We start from the raw sequence: 15,594 nt of genomic DNA, 5'->3' as shown, positions 1-15,594 counted from the left end.
ATATCTGCGTTTTGCGGTCGGCCCTTTCCCTTAATGGAAGCTTACTTTTGCAAGATTTGCTCGATTTTCAATCCGTAGCTGTTGGACGGGTCCGTCCAGTCGACGTAGAAATTGTCCGGCTGACCCGGCGCATACCATTTGTCTACATTTTTGTAGTCATCGTAAGGCAGCGGGATGATGGTCTTTTTATCGGCCTTCTCACCCTTGAGCACCTTCAGCGCAATATCGAGAGCAGCGGCGCTAAGGTAAGGAGGCTGGCCTGCGGCAATCGCCTTGACCTTGCTTTCCTTCATATGGCGGAACAGGCCGTTCAGCATCTCCCCGGTCATAGGAATGGCAGCCGGATCGAGCTTGTTCTGCTTCAGCGCCTCTACGATGGCATTCTCGCCGCCCCCTTGCGTGAGGATGCCCTGAATGCCTTTGGACTTGTGGGCCGCCAGCATGTTGTTAATCACGACAGAGGTCGTTGCATCATCGTAATTTCCGAAGCCTTCCTGAAGAATTTTGACGTCGGGGTATTTTTTGAGGACCTCCCGATGGCCCTGGTCCCGGTCGCTGTTGATCGAAATCCCGTCGATGCCTTTGATCAGGAGAATGTTGCCTTTGCCGCCGATCTGATCCATCAGCCACTGCGCCTGAACCCGGCCGAACTGCACCTGGTCGGTGTTGACGTTATATACCTTGTCGGATTCCACGGTATTGTCGAAGGCGACGACGACAATGCCCCGCTGTACGGCCTCATGGAGTACGGGCACCAGTGCCGTTGGAGAGGAAGCGTCGACGAGGATGGCGTCGTAGCCCTTGGACATCATATTGCGGATTTCATTGATCTGGGCTTGCGGATCGTTGCCCGCACTTGAGGAATAAAACTCGCTGATCTCGCCGGCGGCCTTCTTCTGCTGGGCATAGGCTTCAAAAATTTTCAGCATCTCCGAGCGCCAGGAGTTTCCGGCGAACGCATTGCTCAAAGCAATTTTATAGGCTTTCTTGGTCTTACTGCCGGCCTCTGTATCCCCGGCGCCCGCCGGATCTTTCCCGCCTGCGCAGCCTGTCAGGCTTGCACCAACCAACAAAAGAATGACGAATAACGTTGTCCATCGGATTGATCGTTTTTTCTTCATGGACTCACTTCCCTCCTGGGCCTGGGATCGGTTCCTTATTTGCTGCGCTCTTGCGGTTGATCGAAATCGGGGTAGCCCCCCGTATGCGCCGATGCACCGGGAAATCCGATTCGTTCGGAGACGCCCGGCGTGTTAAGATACAGCCCGGTGACATCGGTTCGGAGCTGCTTGTAAAACCCGGGCACCGAGGCTTTCAAGGCCATCAGCACGGCGTGTACCTGCTCGGGCCCAAGCCGGGCCAATGGCTGCCCGAACTGCTCCTTAGCCGCCGTCACGGCGGCTTCGATGCCAAGCTCATACAGCCTGGCGTGAATGCCGCGCTCGATTCTTTCGGCGAGGACCGGACCTGCATTCGCCTCGGCGGCTCCTTGGTCGGTCTCATCGGCGGGAATCACACCGCCTGCGAGCACCGCAAGCCATTCCGCCTGTTCGGCAGCATTCCTTCTCATAGGTATCAGCTCCTTCGTTACAGTTGTCCCTGCCGTGCCTGGTCGGCGATATAGTCCACGGCCCGGCTGGCGATGGCCATCGCGGTCAGCGTCGGATTAAGGCCGCTGCCGGTGACGAATACGCTCGTATCGCAGATAAACAGATTGGGAATGTCGTGCGTCTGGCCGAACTCATTGACGACGGAGGAATCGGGATCGTCTCCCATGCGGCAGGTTCCCATGGCGTGAGCCCCATAATTCAGGCCGACCCGCACCTTGCGGGCGCCGGACGCTTCCATCAGCTCCGCGGCTTTATCCCGGGCGGCGCCCGCCAATCGAATGTCGTTATCAAGCCATTCGATCGAAACTCTGGCCGCAGGAAGGCCGCGATGATCCTTGATATCGGGATCCAGCGTCACTGTGTTGTGCTCGCTCGGAAGTCCCTCGGCATGAGCCCACCAGGCGGCGGTGTACGGATAATCCTTCAGAAATTGCTTGAATTCCGGGCCTACGAAATCGCCGCTCAATGTGGCGTAGGTGACCGGGGTCATCATGTAGGACAGGAGAACATAGCCGCGCGCATAATCGTTGCGGGAATCCGGCTTGTAGTAGTCCTGCACCATGACCTGCCCCATCTGTATGCCTTTGTAAGCGTTGACCGGCTCGTCGAACGTTCCGAACACCTGCCATGTCGGATGGCTGAGCATGTATTTGCCGACGGCTCCGCTGGAGTTGGCGAGTCCGTCCGGGAAGGCGGGACACGCCGACAGGAGCAGCAGGCGGGGCGTTTCTACCGCATGAGCCGCAAGAATGACGAGCTGCGCGCTCAGCTCGTGCTCTCGCCCTTCGGCGTCCAGGTAGAGGACGCCGGTGACGCGGCCGGCGGCTTCGTCGTATAGAACGCGATGCACGAACGCCTCGCTGATGACCTTCACGCCGGCGGCCTCCGCCTTGGCCAGGTACGTGCCCTGGCTGGTTGCCTTCGCGTCCGTCGGACAGCCCGCGGCACACCAGCCGCAGTACGTACAGGCCGGCCGCCCGTCGTACTCGACGGAGTTGATGGCGATGGGCGGGGCGAACGGATGCGCCCCGGACTTATGCGCCCCGCGCGCGAGCACCTGGGCATGCCAGCTGAAGCGATGGGCCGGCATGGGGAGGGAATACGGCTCGGGCGCGAACGGCCCGCAGTCTCCGGCGACGCCGAAGTCTCTTTCCACCTTGGCGTAGTAAGGCGCAAGGTCCTCATAGCATAAGGGCCAATCGGCCCCTACGCCTTCCAGACTGTAGGTGCGGAAGTCCTCCGGATGGAACCGGGGCATGACCCCCAGCCAGGTTAACGTTCCTCCTCCTACACCGATGCCGGTTTTGGGAGCGACCTGATGCTTGCCCGCATAGACGCGCGGCTCCGTCCATTGGATTTTGGCGTGGTTGGCCTCAGCGTTGGCGAAATCCACGTTCGGGTTATACCGTTTGCCGGCTTCGATGACGGTTACGGAGAAGCCATGACCGGTTAGCTCCTTGGCGACCAGACCGCCGGTGGCCCCGGAACCGACAACGATGACATCAACGGGCAGTTTCGACATCTTGAAATACCCCTTTCTTGACTCGCATCTTCTTGGCACTTGTGAACGATTTAACGGAGAGCATATAATAAAACAAGCAGTGCATTTCAACTCTGGGAGCCTATTCCATATGAGCTTGCAAAAAATTGAGTTACCGGCTGAGGGAATCCTGATGTATGAGTTTCAGCATGTAGACGGTGAGGTGATGAAGCCGCACCATCATCAAGTTCATCAGATTTTGTACGCGTTGGAAGGTGAGGGCAAAATTACGTTGAACCAAAGGGTGGAGTCCTACGGCCAAGACCGCGTGGCGGTAATCGTTCCGAATTCGGAGCATTCCATCGTTTCCGATTCGAAGCTGACGGTGCTCGTGCTGGCTTTTGACGAGGCGATCTTTGATGCCGTGGTACGGGAAGAGCTGCTGCATGCTTTCTTCAACCAATCCCAGCTATGTAAGCCGAATCCTTTTACCGGAAGCGAATTAAGGCTCTTGCTGCGCAAGCTGCTGTTCGAGCAATCAAGCGGGAGCAGACTTGGGCTGCTTGCGATGAAGATCATCTTATCGGAGCTGATGATCCTGCTCGCCCGTTCCCAGCACTTGCTGCAGGTTTCGGATGCGAATAGCTTAAGGGCCGAGAAGATCCGGCATTATATCGACACCCATTACTTTGAAATCGTCAGCGCTGCGGATATTGCCGCCAAGCAGGGGATCAGCCTGCGGTACATCAACAATATTTTTAAAGAGCAGTACAACATGACGCCGATGCAGTATTTGGCTGACATCCGAATCGGATTGGCGAAGCAAATGCTTGCCGAGACGGACAAGGACATCGCCTCCATTTGCTTTGAGCTTGGATTTGAAACCGTTTCCACGTTTTATCGCATGTTTAAGGACGCCGTTCAAATGCCTCCGAACAAATATAGGACGCTGCATCGCATGCAAGAAGTGAGCCGGGAGGAGGAGGTCTAAAACAGAAAAGACGATCTGCTGCTCGGAGAGCAGAGCTTCCTCACGATAAAATGCCGCCGATCTGCTACGATGTAAACGCCTACATTTGAAGGTGTAGAACGTACCGGTGCTCGAAACATACCGGCTGTTCTTTTTTTCAGGAAGAACGGCTCGAGGCCGTCTGTCTGACATCCTGCGAAATAGGGGCCCGCAATCGAGGATTACAAGGCCATCATAATTCACACGGAAGCGGTTCGTCTTAGCAATCAAGGAAATGGTTTCTTAATATCGGAACTATTATTACAGCACCGCTGCCATAATCCAGGGCGTGACGAACAACGTGATGACAGCGGCCAAGATCATGGAAATGCTGGATACCGTTCCGGAGACGCTGCTGAATTCAAAGGCCTTCGACGTACCGGCGCCATGCGAGCTGGTACCGAGAAGCACGCCGCGGGCAATGTCGTTACGGATGCGGCACATGCGTATAATATAAGGTCCGACCACGGATCCGAATATTCCTGTCATCATCACGGCAACCGCCGTAATCGTTGGAATGCCGCCGATCGTTTGCGAGACATTCATGGCAATAGGGGTCGTTACGGAATGCGGGAGCAGGCTGAAGACGAGCTGATCGTTAAGCCGCAGCCCCTCAGCAAGCCAAATGGACGAGGCTACGGCTGCGCAAGAGCCGGCCAGCACGCTGACCAGGATTTCGGTCGCGTGTTTTTTTATTAACGGAAAATACTTGGACAACGGGATCGCAAAGGCGATCGTTGCCGGCTGAAGTATATCCGACAGCCAGTGGGCCCCGGTATTGTAGGATTCGAAGGAGGTTCCCGTCGATACTAACAGGATGATTAGCGCCAATGGCGTAATGATGATGGGCGATAAGATGAACATGGGTTTATACCTGTACAGCCGCTTGGCTACAATATATAGCAAGACGGTGCCGATCAAGCTGGCGGCTCCGATCATGATTGCGCACGCTCCTTACGTTTGGCGATATGCTGGGCGACGAGTCCGCTGGAGACCATAACGACGATGGTGCCTAACGCAACGACCAGCACGATCTGGAATCCGTCGCTCACCAGTAATTGGGGATAGGCAACAATGCCGACGGCCGGGGAAATAAAGAACAGCAGGAGCTCGGCAATCAGCCAGCTTGCGCCTGCCTCCAGCCATTCACGGCGCAGCACCTTGGTCTGCAGCAGCAGGAACACGACAACCATGCCAAGAATGCTGCCCGGAACAGGGATATGTAGCCACGCGACGAGCTTGTTCATAATAAACGAGATGACAATCAACAGAAGCACTTGAAGGATAATTTGAAGCATGGTTTTCATGGCTGACAGCCCCTTTCCTTTGAAAAGTGTACAGCAGCTTCTTTCATAGGTAAAATACATATACAGAATGTTTTTCATTCCATTTGTCTATGGATGGAGGGGAGCCTATTGGACATGCGGCACCTGCAGTATTTTCTCGAGGTCGCCCATTGGAAGAGCTTTACGAAGGCCGCTCAGGCGCTTTATATTACCCAGCCCACGATCAGCAAAATGATCAAAAATCTGGAGGAGGAGCTCGGTGTTGTTCTTTTCGACCGGATCGGCAGGCGCATCGAGCTGACGGATGCGGGGGCCGTGCTGCTGACTCAGGCACAGCATATGGTCAAGTCCTTCGAGGAGATGACCTCGCATCTGGACGAGCTGATGAAGGTCCAACGGGGAAGAATACGCATCGGGCTTCCTCCGATGGTAGGGTCTAACTTTTTCCCGCAGGTGATCGGCAAGTTTCGCGAGCAGTATCCGGGAATTACGCTGCAGCTGTTCGAGTACGGCTCTAAGAAGGTAGAGGCGGAGGTCGGAGCAGGGGAGCTCGATATCGGAGTCATCTTACTGCCCACCAACGAGGAGCTGTTCGACTTCTATTCCTTCGTCAAGCAGCGGCTTATGCTGGTCGTTCATTCATCTCACCCGCTGGCTGAGAAGGAAGAGGCTTCGTTAATGGACCTGAAGGATGAATCGTTCCTCCTGTTCCATGAGGATTTCGCCCTGCACGACCGGATCATAGCCGAATGTGAAAGGCTGGGCTTCTTTCCTAATGTCGTCTATAAAAGCTCCCAATGGGATTTTATTACCGAGATGGCGGCCGCTAATCTGGGGATTGCTTTATTGCCGGAGGCCATTTGCCGGGAGCTGGACACGAGACGCCTGCGGACGATTCCATTGACAAAGCCGGCGATTCCTTGGCATTTGGCCATGATATGGCGTAAGGACAGCTACCTGTCATTCGCGGCCCGGGAATGGATCGCTTTCACGCAGAGCATGCTCCGGCAGCCGGTGTGAGTCCTGCTGCGAAACAACGAAGACCGCTCCTTTTCGGTATTGCCGAAAGGAACGGTCCTTTTCATTATAAATAGGTTAGATTTTAGGGCTCCGCGCAAATTGCCGGGAGGATTTTAACGCCTTTTTTTGCGGCTCTTGTATATTTGCACGTTCACGGCATTGCTGGCAAGCACGTTGCCAGACTCTGCCTTTGCCTCAGCCGATTGGAAAATATTAATAATGATATAATGGTTTTTTCCAATTCGCTGCCGGTATGTTTTGACATGTGTCCGGAGCATGGTTCATCCCCCTAATCCAGTCTTCTTAATACGGTATGCGGGGGAGAGCCGAGCTGAGACGGCTATCGGCTTGCCGATCCGCCCTATTGCTCGCCATGAAGAAGAGGCTGCCGCAGAATGTTGCTTCTGCTGCAGCCTCTTGCCGTCCATTATGCGCTTGGTGATGGTAATGTCGCCGGTCTCGTCGATGCTCGTCTTGCCCTAGAATGCCGCTGAAGAACGAGGGGGACAAAGGTGTCTCGTTGTTCAGCGTTGACAGAGTGGGAGAATCATTCACACCCTTCTGCCGCCGCTAATGCGGAGGTCCCCGACAGGGAGACACCCAGCGCAGCGGAAGCTGTAAATCATAACCTTTTTCATATCTGTATTCATCTCTCTAGTTGTACTTCTTTCTTTGTGCCGCTTCTAAAGCTGCTTGTATGGTCTGGAATGATCAATCCGTCATAAGGTAAAACGTGTCGACATCTCCATAGACGGCGGGAGGTTGAGAAAGGTTGCATGGGAATAATAGGAATACCGTCCGAGTTGAAAAAGCGTCCTGACTAAGGCTTCGCGGCCATATCTGGACTCATTCATTTGACAATGAGAATCATTTTCATCTAATATGAAAGGAAAGATTGCATAACATTCTAGGACGTGATTATCATGCTGCAAAGGCACGAGTCCATGCGTCCTCTTCGTCTGGACTACATCGCTGCGGAGGAATTTAAGCTTCCTGTTCAGCGGCACAAGGAACTATTCACCTTGGAGGAGCATGCCTTTGGTTTTGTGCTGCAAGAAAAAGTTAAAATCCATCTGCAGGTGAGCGAACAGCAGCGAACAGGCACCGCCTTGTGCGGAGAGCTCTTTATGCTTCCTCCCCATTCCCGATGTGCGCTGGAGAACAGGAATACGGCCCCTGCGCACCTCTTGATTATCCGTTTCCAGTGCACTCCCAGGCAGCTGCTGGACGATGTCCAGCTCTACTGCTTCCGGATGCCGCAAATTCGCAGCTGGATCCAGAATTTTCTCAGCGATGGCGGAAGCATGGAGCCGGCATTGTACTACCAGCTGCAGTCCCATCTGTATGCCATGGTGGCGGCGCTCATGATGTATGTTCAGAAGCCGCGCGAAATGGAGCAGGATTTGGTCGATTACGTGGAGCAGACACGGCAGTATATGCTCCGGAGCTATCAGGACGCGATGGACATGGAGGATATCGCCCGGTTATCCGGGGCCAGCCCGAGCCGGTTCTATCAGGCGTTCCGCCGGCAAACCGGACTCAGTCCCCACAAATTCATTACGAAGATCCGGCTGGACGCTTCGCTGTCCCTGTTGGCGAACACTATGTCGCCGGTGATCGATGTCGCCCATTCGGTGGGCTATCCGGATGAATATTACTTCAGCCGCTTGTTTAAGAAGCATATGGGGATGACCCCGACGGACTATGCGGCCCGCACCAAGAAGAAAATCGCCTGTCTTTCTCCGGTCCTCCGCGGCGATTTGGCCGTCCTCGGGATCACGCCGCATCTATGCCTGGAAAGAGGCTGGATGGATGAACCGGCGCAGGCTTTGAAGGCTGTTGCTTCGAGTGAGCCGGAGCTTATTTTGACCCCGCCGGTAACAGAAGAGATCTTTCGGGCGCTGGGCGAGATAGCACCGGTAGTTAAGATCGAATGGAAGAAATACCCGTGGAAGGAACGGCTGATGGACATAAGCCAGCTGTTCGATCTGTCCAGCATCGCCGAGCGATGGTTATCATATTTCGATATGAAGGTGGAAAATGCGCGGTTTCACATACGCCAGCATCTCGGGCAAGAACCGGTTTTGCTGGTTCACGCCTCCAATGAAAGGCGCTTTCGCGTATTCGGCATGCAAATGAAGAAGATGAAGGATTTATTTTATGATGACCTTCAGGTGACCCCTCCAGATCCTGCGCACCATATAGGCGCGATGGATGTCACTTCCCTAAGCGATGTTGCCGCCCTGGATTGCGATAATGTCCTTTTCCTGGTAGGCGCCGCCAAGTCGGAGGCCTTTTGCGACCACTTGGCCGAGCATTGGAAGGAGCTCAAGCAGACCCGCAGAAGCAAGCGCTGCTTCTTCATCCGGCATGATGATCCACTGCTGTACAATGCCTCGGCGCACGATGGCCTGGTCGATCAGACGGTGCAGTACCTGCTGCGCTCCGGGACTTGAGTCTTCTCGAATCCACCGGTTTTTGAAGGGGAAGCCTCCTTTCCCGCCGTCTAATATGCAAATCGGGTGAATGCCCGCCCAAAGCGTGATACAATAAGTTTGCTGTCATCATACATCCGGTTTCAGGGTCTATGGACAGCAAGCTTTTTTTATTGTATAGAAAATAATACACCGTGTATTTTTCGGGGGGAGCTCGCTGCTTCCTGTTGGAGCTTGGTGTTAAGTTCAATTGCGTGAGCGGCTCAACGGAATGGATGAAGTTGGGCTGCGTTTATTGGGGAGGGAATTTATGCTTTCGGGCTGCCCGGGAGCATGCGGAGCCCTTGATCCACGTAGATATAACTGGGGGATACAGAGATGAATAGTTGTTGGCAGAGTGGTTTATTTTTATATGGGAAATAACTATGATGGAAGTAGGAAAAACGGTAGTGCGATTGGTTCCAGGGAGGAGGCTACCATGAATCACAGACCACGGATCCTGATCCTTACAGCGAGTTACGGTGACGGACATATACAGGCTGCCCGGGCACTGAAGCAGTCCTTTATTGCCCGAGGTGCGGACCAGATTCTTATTGTCGATCTCATGAAAGAAGCGCACCCGCTTTTGAATACAATTACAACCACCTTATATTTAAAAAGCACCCAGACCTCCAAATTCGGTCTTGATTATTACGGCTGGAGCTATTATATGACCCGGGAAACCAAGCCGGACCTGGCATGGAACCGGTATTTCAATATTATAGGCAGAAAAAAACTGAAGGAAATTATCGAGGAAGAGCGCCCGGATGCGGTCATCAATACTTTTCCCTTCGGTGCGACACCGGAGTTGTGCCGAAGCATGGGCATTCCGTGCTTTACGGTCATTACCGATTTCGCCCTTCATTCCCGTTGGATTCATCCGGAGATGGACAAATATTATGTTGCCGCGGAAGAGCTGAAGAAGCAGATGATCTCGTTGGGGCTTGCCGAACGTCAGGTGGAGGTAAGCGGCATTCCGATCCGGAGAGACTTTATCCAGTATGACCGATCCAGTCCGAATCCTTTCGAATCGAGGCTGGACCCGGGGAAGCCTACGATCCTTATTCTGGCAGGCTCCTACGGGGTGCTCGGCAACGTGGAGGAGATGATCCGCTCCATTCTCTCTATCGAGGAGTGCCAGGTAGCGGTCGTTTGCGGCAGAAATCATAAGCTGGAGCAAAAGCTGCTTATGCAGTATGCGGGACGTGATGATGTACACATTTTTGGATTTTTGGATAATATACATCAGTTAATGGCCATTTCTTCCTGTATTGTGTCCAAAGCGGGCGGTCTTACGCTGTCGGAATCGCTGGCGCTGCAAATTCCTATTTTTATATTCAAGCCTTTTGCCGGTCAAGAAAAGGAAAATGCCGTTTTCCTGGAGAGCAAGAAGGTGGCGTCCATCTCGGGCAATCTGGAGGAGCTGACGGAGCAGGTAAGACAATTTTTGTCAGAGGAATACCGATCTGTCGATATCAAGCGTCGAATGAAGCTGCTGCATCCCAAATGCGCGGCGGACTTTATCGCTGACGATGTGCTCAGCACGATAGGCCGCAAGGTGATTGTTGGCTCATAAATATTTCGCATGGAACAGGGGATAACTAACTTATAGGTTATAGGGAAGAAGGTGGAACACCGATGACAGCCTCTTCTAAACGATCCTTTGCCGCGCATATGCTATTGTACGGAATTATTTTATTTCTTGTTGAGTTCGTCCGGGGGGCCTTTCTCGTCTCCTTCCTTCCGACGTACGCGGTACATGCGCTGGGCTTTACCGTAACGACGGTGGGCTGGGCCGTCTCGGTCCATTATGTCACCGATACATTCATCAAATGCTATGCCGGATATTTGCTGGACCGGTTTCCGCTCCGATTGATCGTGCCGGCCGGGCTCGTTGTTTCCTTGGGCGGGCTGTGGCTGTTGTACAGTGTAAAGTCCTTGTGGCTCCTCATCGGGGCCTCCGCTTTGTTCGGTATCGGCATGTCGCCGATCTGGCTTGTCTGTCTAAGCAAGGTTAGACCAGAGCATCGCGCGGAGCATATGGGACTGCTGTACACCTGCTGGCTTGCCGGATTGGGGGCGGGTCCTGTCGTACTCAACTTCATTATGGACATCAGCTACTCCATTTCCTATTGGTGCATGATGATATTATGGGGAATCAGCCTGCTCTTGTCCTTTTTTATTTCGAACAAAAAAGCATCGACTCCTGCACAAATTCCTCTTCGCGATCAAATCTCCATGCTATGGGAGCGGCTTCGCACGATGAAGTCCTTACTCCCCGGCATGACTCTACAAACAACGGCAGCAGGGATGTTAGTCCCTGTATTGCCCGGCTTTGCGTCCAAGGTTCTTGGCTTCAATTATTCCCAATATTCTTATTTGCTCATTGCCGGAGGCGCGTTCACGGTTATGGCTCTGATTCCTATGGGCAAGCTGTCGGACCGGTTCGGGAAAAAGTGGTTTCTCATAGCGGGCTTCACCGCCTTTGCGGTCATCTTATTTTTGCTCACCTTTGCCAAATATTTGTGGCTCTCGCTGCTGCTTGCGGCATTATTAGGCATATCCTATGCGGCGGTACTCCCGGCATGGAATGCGCTTCTCGCCCAATATGTTCCCAAAAACAATCAGGGTATGGGATGGGGACTCTTCTCCAGCGTGGAAGGGATCGGGGTCATTATCGGGCCGGTGCTTGGAGGCTGGATTGCCGACACCTTTAGCGAGAGCTTCACCATCATGACCAGCGCCGTGCTGTTAGGCTTCATTGCGGTTTACTATTTCGTGGCTCCTCCGGAGGGAGCGGGAAAGATGGCTGCACTTAAGAAGTAGGAGGGTGAGTTCAAATGGGTTACTTCGTCTGGATGGTTGTCCTTGTGCTGGCTTTGTACACGATTATTCCGACGCTCCTGGTCCGGTTGTTCGGCTGGGGGGCCTACCGGAAAGGAAATGCGGACCGAACGGTATTCCTCACCTTCGACGATGGCCCGGACCCGGATTATACCCCCCGGCTGCTGGATTTGTTAAAGCGGTATCAGATTCGGGCGACGTTCTTCGTTCTCGGTTCGAAGGCGGTCCAGTACCCGGAGCTGATCATGCGAATGAAGGAGGAAGGCCATCTGGTCGGGATCCATAACTATTCCCATTGGACCAATGCCTTCATGACGCCAAGAAGAGTGCGCAGGCAGCTGAACCATGCCGTCGGGGCCATTGAGAGCATTACCGGCGAAAAACCGGTCTATTACCGGCCGCCCTGGGGAATTATCAATCTGTTCGATTTCTTGCTGTTAAAAGATTTTCGCCTGGTGCTGTGGTCCTTGATTGTAGGAGATTGGCGGAGCCGCGGAGGCACCGTGAAGATCAAGCACCGGCTTCTGTCGCGCTTCAAGGATGGCGCAGTGATCGTGCTTCATGATAGCGGCCAGACGATAGGAGCGAATTCGGACGCGCCGGAATATATGCTGCAAGCCCTGCATGCCTTTATTGAGGAAATGCAGCGGAAGCAGGTTACGTTCCATACCGTAGATGAGATTGGCTGGTCTAACGAGCAAATGGATAGCCTTAGCTGGTACAAGCGGCTCCCGTTATCGCTGTGGCTGAAATGGGAAGGGCTCTACCATTCCTGGTTTGAGCTGGAGCCTGTCGATCCGGACAACCGGCTGCTCTATTACCGGGTGTGCACCTATCACGGCAAACGTATCGCGCTTCCGGACGGAGAGGAGATCCGCAAAGGGGATCGGGTGATTGAGCTTCATTTCAATAATGAAATGATGTTCCGCATCGCCATGGACACCCGTTCGATGATGCAGCTGGCCGTCCAGCTGGTACGCGCGGTGCAGCAGATTATGCCCAAGATGACCGAGCGATTCATGAATGATGAGACGACGAAGGATGTCAAAGGAATATACGGCATCACGATGATCAACCGGGGACCTAAGCAATTAGGCTTTACGGTAACCGATTTGCCCCGCGGAATTTTTTTCGTACTGACTAAGCTTTATTTGCGCACGCTGCTGGTGGTCGTCCATCCTCAGGGCAAGAAGCGGCTGGAGATCAAGAAGGAGCTTCTGACACCCAAAATATTGGCCATATCGACCAAGGAGCTGCAAAAAAGATATTCCGTTTCCCCTGGTACATAACCGCGCCCTGTTAGGGCATATTATCCCTGATCTTACATTCTAGGATGAAGGGGTGACATGCTTGTGAAACGATTGGCCATGCTGACCGTTTCGCTGCTGCTGTGTGCTGTGATGGCTCCGTTCGCCGTACACGCTGCCGATGCTATCTATGGGGGAGACCCTTACCATTTCGGTTTCAAGAAAAGCAGAAATCAGCAGCTGGCGTCCATTAACGAGGAGGGCTTCAAGGATATTATCCAGAAGAATGAAGCGATCTTCCTAGGGGATGTGACCCAAAAAGAGCTGTACTTGACGTTCGATAACGGCTACGAGAACGGCTATACGGGGCGAATCCTGGACGTTCTGAAGGAGCATAAGGTTCCGGCCATCTTTTTTGTGACAGGGCACTTTGTCAAGGATCGGCCGGAGCTGGTGAAGCGGATGGTGGAGGAAGGACATCTGATTGGCAATCATTCGTGGAGTCATCCCGATATGAGCCAAATATCCAACGAGCGCTTGAGAGAAGAGCTCGAAAAGGTGCAGGCGGAGGTCGGCAAGCTGACCAGCCAGAAGGAAATGCATTACCTGCGTCCGCCGCGCGGCATATTCAACAACCGGATTCTCGCGGAGAGCAAGAGCCTCGGCTACACGAGCGTATTCTGGTCCGTTGCCTACCGCGATTGGGACCCTAAGACGCAAAAAGGCTGGAAGTACGCTTACGATAACGTCATGAGCCAGCTGCATCCGGGCGCCGTCATCCTTCTGCATTCCGTCTCCAGCGACAACGCAGAGGCGCTTGGCCGTATTATTGCTGCCGCCAAGGAGCAGGGGTATGAGTTCAAGAGCCTGGATCAAATGCAGAAGAAGACATATTAATAGCCCGACAGGCTGAGATTCCTTACGGCAATAGTCCATATTTATGAAGCTCCTGCAGAAGGAGCTTTTTTTCATTTCTAAAAGCATCGGATGAGTTCTCTCCTTTGGGCTTGTTATGTTTTTTTAATGTTTTGCCCGGTTTTTTTATTCGATTGTAACGGTCTGCGGAGTAATCTATCTCTAGAGTCTTTCAGCAAGCAACATGATGAAATCCAAAGGAGAGATAGTTGATGATAAACCGCAAAAAATTCGCAGCATGGGTCATTACAACGGCTGTCGGCTTGTCCGCCATCGTACCGGCAGCCTCCGCCGCAGTCCAATTTACCGATAATGGAGCTGCAGCAGCCTACAAAACGGCTGTAGAAGAATTGGCGAAGCAGGATGTCATTTCCGGCTATGGAGACCAGGAGTTCAAACCGAATCAAAATGTAACGCGCGCCGAGCTTGCCAAGATGGTGGCCCTCGCGCTTCACGTAGAATTGAATACGACCGGCAAGCCTGACTTGTCCGATGTAGCCTCCAGCGATTGGTACCAATCCTATGCCGCAGCCCTTGTCAGCATCGGTGCCATGAAAAGCGAGGACGGCAAATTTCAGCCTAACAAGCCTGTCACTCATGAGCAATTAGTTGAGATCACGGCAGCGGTATTGAAGGTCGACGCCGAGCAAGTGAAGGGCCAGTTCGGCAGCGCATTCGCGAGCGGCAAGTTCGCAACCCGCGGAGAAGCCGCCCTGCTTGTTTATGCAGCGCAGCAAATCGCTCCGATTCAAATTACAAGCATTACACCGCTGAATGCTATCACGCTGCAGGTTACGTTCTCTGCGCCGCTTCCCAAAGAGAACACGGATGTGGATAAAGCCAAAGCGAACATTACGTTCGACAACGGCTTGAAGATATTGAACATCCCGCAATTGAAGTCCGGAGCTACCCAGACCTACATCGTTCCCGTGACGCCGCAAAAAGAAGGCACGACCTACACGATGAGCTACAAGGGCAGCACTTCGATGACGTTTAACGCGAATACGGAAAAGCTTCCGCTTCGTTCCGCACAGCAAGTGACAGCGGATACGTTCGAGGTGGAATCCAGCCTGGAGGATGGGGTGGCCGACTACGGTTACGTGGTCGCTTCTTACAGCTCCAGCCGCAAAGGCGCGTTCATTGTGGACGAGAACAACATGTACAACGGCAAACAGTACAAAATTCTTTCTTCCATGAGAGATAAGCAGGTATACATCACTCCAGAGGGCGGAGAGACGATCGTTGCGAACTATGTGCCGTTCACCCAGGCTACGGACGGCAGACAGGCGCCTAAGTTCCGGCTGCCGAACGGTCAGAAGCTCCAGGCGGGCGTGAAATACACCGTGACCTCCGATTGGGCTACTATTGCCAGCGGCACGTTCACGGCCAAGGAAGTCGCTCCGCTGACCATCCAATCGGCGGCACAGGTGAATGAGAACTCCATTGAGGTGACATTGACACAGGATCCTAAGGATGAGCTGTTTGCACTGCGCAGCGTGACGCTGACTCCGGCAGGCGGAGGAACGCCAATTACGGCTCAATACAAGCTGACCAGCCGCAAAGGGGCGACAGGCACGTTTGATTTGCAAAACGGAGCGAAGCTGGCCGCTGGAACGACTTACACAGTAGCCCCTGCAGGAGACTGGGCAACCGCTGCGGGAGTGAGCCTGACCACGAAATAAATCACCATAGGTTAATTAAATAGGTGG

14 protein-coding genes are annotated in these 15,594 nt (G+C 53.5%); 8 read left to right on the top strand and 6 right to left on the bottom strand.

The window, feature by feature from the left end; translation table 11 throughout:
* Positions 1-41: 41 nt before the first annotated feature.
* From GGC63_RS15270 to GGC63_RS15260, 3 genes are read right to left on the bottom strand one after another with little or no spacing between them, the layout of a single operon-like run.
* Positions 42-1,121: a substrate-binding domain-containing protein gene (locus GGC63_RS15270; RefSeq protein ID WP_192703033.1), complete on the bottom strand. Its 1,080-nt coding sequence runs from the start codon at positions 1,119-1,121 to the stop codon at positions 42-44.
* 35 nt (positions 1,122-1,156) lie between these two features.
* A complete protein-coding gene (locus GGC63_RS15265) occupies positions 1,157-1,570 on the bottom strand; it encodes a gluconate 2-dehydrogenase subunit 3 family protein (protein ID WP_192703032.1) in 414 nt (137 codons plus the stop codon).
* A 17-nt stretch (positions 1,571-1,587) separates the two neighbouring features.
* Entirely contained in the window at positions 1,588-3,132 is a 1,545-nt protein-coding gene (locus GGC63_RS15260) for a GMC family oxidoreductase (RefSeq protein WP_192703031.1), read from the bottom strand.
* Between the two features lie 109 nt (positions 3,133-3,241).
* On the opposite strand from GGC63_RS15260, the gene GGC63_RS15255 reads away from it, so the two are divergent.
* Positions 3,242-4,081 (top strand): helix-turn-helix domain-containing protein, encoded by an 840-nt coding sequence (locus GGC63_RS15255; protein ID WP_192703030.1) that lies wholly within the window; start codon positions 3,242-3,244, stop codon positions 4,079-4,081.
* Between the two features lie 279 nt (positions 4,082-4,360).
* On the opposite strand, the gene GGC63_RS15250 is transcribed toward GGC63_RS15255, so the two are convergent.
* Together GGC63_RS15250 and GGC63_RS15245 are read right to left on the bottom strand one after the other, a co-directional pair.
* Entirely contained in the window at positions 4,361-5,038 is a 678-nt protein-coding gene (locus GGC63_RS15250) for an LrgB family protein (RefSeq protein WP_192703029.1), read from the bottom strand.
* The gene (locus GGC63_RS15245; RefSeq protein WP_192703028.1) at positions 5,035-5,406 is read right to left on the bottom strand and encodes a CidA/LrgA family protein; all 372 of its coding nucleotides are present in this window, start codon (positions 5,404-5,406) and stop codon (positions 5,035-5,037) included. The genes GGC63_RS15250 and GGC63_RS15245 overlap by 4 nt, the downstream gene beginning before the upstream one ends.
* Positions 5,407-5,514: 108 nt before the next feature.
* Between GGC63_RS15245 and cidR the strand changes: the two genes are divergently transcribed.
* Complete coding sequence (cidR, locus tag GGC63_RS15240; RefSeq protein WP_192703027.1) at positions 5,515-6,405, top strand: cidABC operon transcriptional activator CidR; 891 nt, start codon at positions 5,515-5,517, stop codon at positions 6,403-6,405.
* A gap of 113 nt (positions 6,406-6,518) precedes the next feature.
* Here cidR and GGC63_RS15235 read toward each other — a convergent pair whose 3' ends face one another.
* Positions 6,519-6,683, bottom strand: a complete 165-nt coding sequence (locus GGC63_RS15235) for a hypothetical protein (RefSeq protein WP_192703026.1) — start codon at positions 6,681-6,683, stop codon at positions 6,519-6,521.
* Between the two features lie 645 nt (positions 6,684-7,328).
* Here GGC63_RS15235 and GGC63_RS15230 point away from each other — a divergent pair.
* The 6 genes from GGC63_RS15230 to GGC63_RS15205 all read left to right on the top strand — a co-directional run bounded on the left by GGC63_RS15230 (position 7,329) and on the right by GGC63_RS15205 (position 15,567).
* Positions 7,329-8,861 carry an AraC family transcriptional regulator gene (locus tag GGC63_RS15230; protein WP_192703025.1) on the top strand — a complete coding sequence of 511 codons (1,533 nt, stop codon included), beginning with the start codon at positions 7,329-7,331 and terminating at the stop codon, positions 8,859-8,861.
* 457 nt (positions 8,862-9,318) lie between these two features.
* On the top strand, positions 9,319-10,455 hold the full coding sequence (locus tag GGC63_RS15225) for an MGDG synthase family glycosyltransferase (protein ID WP_192703024.1): 1,137 nt from the start codon (positions 9,319-9,321) through the stop codon (positions 10,453-10,455).
* A gap of 62 nt (positions 10,456-10,517) precedes the next feature.
* Positions 10,518-11,705, top strand: coding sequence for an MFS transporter (locus GGC63_RS15220; protein WP_192703023.1), 1,188 nt, complete (start codon positions 10,518-10,520; stop codon positions 11,703-11,705).
* A gap of 14 nt (positions 11,706-11,719) precedes the next feature.
* Positions 11,720-13,012, top strand: coding sequence for a polysaccharide deacetylase family protein (locus tag GGC63_RS15215; protein ID WP_192703022.1), 1,293 nt, complete (start codon positions 11,720-11,722; stop codon positions 13,010-13,012).
* A gap of 57 nt (positions 13,013-13,069) precedes the next feature.
* The gene (gene pdaA / locus GGC63_RS15210; RefSeq protein WP_192703021.1) at positions 13,070-13,867 is read left to right on the top strand and encodes a delta-lactam-biosynthetic de-N-acetylase; all 798 of its coding nucleotides are present in this window, start codon (positions 13,070-13,072) and stop codon (positions 13,865-13,867) included.
* A gap of 230 nt (positions 13,868-14,097) precedes the next feature.
* Positions 14,098-15,567, top strand: coding sequence for an S-layer homology domain-containing protein (locus tag GGC63_RS15205; RefSeq protein ID WP_192703020.1), 1,470 nt, complete (start codon positions 14,098-14,100; stop codon positions 15,565-15,567).
* The last annotated feature ends 27 nt before the right edge of the window (positions 15,568-15,594 follow it).

It is taken from the genome of Paenibacillus sp. OAS669, assembly GCF_014873645.1.
Classification (GTDB): Bacteria; Bacillota; Bacilli; order Paenibacillales; family NBRC-103111; genus Paenibacillus_S; species Paenibacillus_S vulneris.
Note: the sequence above shows the minus strand (reverse complement) of the source record. Positions and strands in the feature narration are given on the sequence as shown.

What these genes read in the sequence shown, in the direction of transcription:
- GGC63_RS15255 (WP_192703030.1), top strand. Translation starts at nt 3,242, where the DNA reads ATGAGCTTGCAAAAAATTGAGTTACCGGCTGAGGGAATCCTGATGTAT.
- GGC63_RS15250 (WP_192703029.1), bottom strand. Translation starts at nt 5,038, where the DNA reads ATGATCGGAGCCGCCAGCTTGATCGGCACCGTCTTGCTATATATTGTA.
- pdaA (WP_192703021.1), top strand. Translation starts at nt 13,070, where the DNA reads ATGCTTGTGAAACGATTGGCCATGCTGACCGTTTCGCTGCTGCTGTGT.
- GGC63_RS15220 (WP_192703023.1), top strand. Translation starts at nt 10,518, where the DNA reads ATGACAGCCTCTTCTAAACGATCCTTTGCCGCGCATATGCTATTGTAC.
- GGC63_RS15265 (WP_192703032.1), bottom strand. Translation starts at nt 1,570, where the DNA reads ATGAGAAGGAATGCTGCCGAACAGGCGGAATGGCTTGCGGTGCTCGCA.
- GGC63_RS15270 (WP_192703033.1), bottom strand. Translation starts at nt 1,121, where the DNA reads ATGAAGAAAAAACGATCAATCCGATGGACAACGTTATTCGTCATTCTT.
- GGC63_RS15215 (WP_192703022.1), top strand. Translation starts at nt 11,720, where the DNA reads ATGGGTTACTTCGTCTGGATGGTTGTCCTTGTGCTGGCTTTGTACACG.
- GGC63_RS15225 (WP_192703024.1), top strand. Translation starts at nt 9,319, where the DNA reads ATGAATCACAGACCACGGATCCTGATCCTTACAGCGAGTTACGGTGAC.
- GGC63_RS15205 (WP_192703020.1), top strand. Translation starts at nt 14,098, where the DNA reads ATGATAAACCGCAAAAAATTCGCAGCATGGGTCATTACAACGGCTGTC.
- GGC63_RS15235 (WP_192703026.1), bottom strand. Translation starts at nt 6,683, where the DNA reads ATGCTCCGGACACATGTCAAAACATACCGGCAGCGAATTGGAAAAAAC.
- GGC63_RS15230 (WP_192703025.1), top strand. Translation starts at nt 7,329, where the DNA reads ATGCTGCAAAGGCACGAGTCCATGCGTCCTCTTCGTCTGGACTACATC.
- GGC63_RS15245 (WP_192703028.1), bottom strand. Translation starts at nt 5,406, where the DNA reads ATGAAAACCATGCTTCAAATTATCCTTCAAGTGCTTCTGTTGATTGTC.
- GGC63_RS15260 (WP_192703031.1), bottom strand. Translation starts at nt 3,132, where the DNA reads ATGTCGAAACTGCCCGTTGATGTCATCGTTGTCGGTTCCGGGGCCACC.